This window comes from Arthrobacter sp. NPDC080086 (assembly GCF_040702285.1).
Map to the genome: position 1 here is coordinate 1 of NZ_JBFBKP010000161.1, position 2,367 is coordinate 2,367.

A 2,367-nucleotide genomic window follows, 5' to 3' on the forward strand; every position below is an offset into this window, starting at 1 on the left:
CTGGTGGCGCTGCGCCCCGAACTGGTCCAGGTGAATGGTTTGCCCGACGACGGGGCGACCGCCACGCTCAAGCGCGAGAGCCTGCGCACCTTCCTTCAGGCAGCCAGCCAACTAGCGGCCGGCCTGCCGGCGCAAGAGGTGCCTCGCACGCCAGCCGCGCAACTGGAGCACGCTGTTGTGCGCCAAGCGGGCGCAGCCGATCGCGCTGGCGCGCTTGATAGCTTGGCGCTGAATGCGTTGCTATGCGCAGTCAAGGTCAATGCGTCACCGCATGCATCGGCCGAGGCGATCGGTGATCGCACACAGGTTGCCGCCTACGTTGCCTGGCGAAGCGGCTATCGGGAAGGCGGCCCTGGCACCGCGCTGGCGCGAACCCTGACCCGCCTGAACAAGTTCAGCACGTGGGCACGGCGTGCCGAGCAGCGTGCCAAGCACCGCGTGTTGGCGTTTGACCCGCGCCGTCTGCTGGGCATGCAGAAGTCTCCGCTTACGGCAACGACCTACGGCGCCGGCGGCGCCAATCTGGGCCTGCTTGCCAATGAAGCCAAAGCCTTGCATGAGCATGTGCACGCCTGCATTGACGGGCTACTTGAGCACAGCGGCGCGCTGCACCAAGGCCCGGCAGGCGCCACGCTCAGCGTTGATCAACGTGGCCTGTGGCTGCTGCGCGAACAACTGCTCAAACACTGGAAGGTGCACACCGGCCCCGCTTGGCGATCCAGCACGCTCAAGCTCCGCACGGCCGACAAGCACGCCATTGCTGCTGCCGTGCGCATTGCGGCGGCCGAGGCCGATCTCGACGCCAACACCGTGCTCAGCTATCGCGAATTCCGCAAGCTCGACAAGCTGGACCTGAAAACGCTGGCGCGTTGGGTGATGGAGGCGGAATCGCTGGCTGCCAGCACCCGCACGGCTGGCCCGCAATCGTCGCAGTTGCTGCAGTCGCTGCAACCGGCGCAGGACAGGCTGGCCGAGGCCACCGCCATCGAGCGCGGCCGCCCCATACGGCCGCAGGCCGCCACACTCGATGCCTTCCGTACCGCGCTGACGGATGCCATCCATGCCATGCCGCTGGGCAACAACGTGCGCTATTTCGATGGCGGCACCTACGGCGTGAACGCCAACATGTCGCTCAACCAGCACGAGTTCAATCACAACACGCTGGTGCCGGCGGTGTCGCTCGGCCCAGGGGCAAAGGCATTGCACGGGCGACACGCGTTTGTCGAGATCGGCTCATCGTCCTACGGCGGCGAGGTGTTCGTCGGTACGGACAAACGGTCTTCCACCGGCGCGGCGTTCGGCGTGTTTGGTGGCATTGCGTTTGGCAAGCGCGGCGCGCACATGGCAGCGGGCATCGGCGGCGGTGTGGCGTATTCGTATGACCGCAGTGCGCCCATCGGCGTCATCGTCCGCACCGGGCTCAGCTACGACGAGGCAGGCAAGCCCACCGATGCCTGGCGCAAGAACGCTGCCGATGTGGTGGATTTCCTGTTCCAGAACGCCACCGTGGCGCAGGCTGCGCGCGCCGTGCGGCCCGAGCAGATGTGGGAGCAGTTTGCCCACCGCTTCTTCCGTACGCCGGCCATTTCCGTCAATTGGCGCGAGCAGCACCGTAGCAGTCATACGTTGTCGGCCAACGCAAGCAAGACCTTCCGCATCAGCGGTGGAACCTTGCACTTTGGCCCCACGCTGGGCGTGAGTTACGACCGCCTGCTGGCCGGCAAGAACGAGCGTATCGACACCAACGGCTGGCTGCGCGGCGTGGAGCGCTCGCGTGCGCGCTCGGCCAGCGTGACGGTGAGCGCGTCAGTAGTGAGTACCGCCTCGTCGATCGGGCATTTCTCCAGCCACAGCGGGCATCCGGAATCTGTCAGCCTGCCGAGCGTGCCGATATTGGGCGCGGCCACCACGCTGGTGCCCAGCGGCGCGAGTGTCACGCTGCGTCGGGTGGAAGAGAACGGCCGGCTGAACCCAAGGTTTATCCGGCGGCTGATGGAATTCGTGGATGCGAAATCCTTTCTGTCGCACCTGCAGGCGCGCCATGCACACATTGCGCGCACCCCGGCCAGCCGCGCCAAGGTCGACGCGTTCATTGCCTCCGTCGACGCCATGGCCACGCGCGGCAACCTGGCCTATGGCGAGAGCTGGAAGATCCGACCCGAGGTGACCGACGTGCTGAACGCCTACGCAGACGAGATCCAATCGATCCTGGTGTGCGCGCGACAAGGGGGTGCGGCTGGCGTTGGCGGGCCCACACACGCGGCGCGTGCGGGCCAGCGTATCGTCGAGCACATCTTTGCCGAGCTGGAAAGCCAGGCGTCGGTGAGCGACCCCGCTGCGCGCGAGGTGGCCTTGCGCGAAGTGCTG

Annotated in this window: 1 protein-coding gene; it reads left to right on the plus strand. The window is 66.6% G+C overall.

Going from position 1 to position 2,367, the window contains the following annotated elements; translation table 11 throughout:
- Nucleotides 1–2,367 (plus strand): hypothetical protein (locus AB0305_RS22975; protein ID WP_366174175.1); only part of this gene is annotated, 2,367 nt, incomplete at both ends.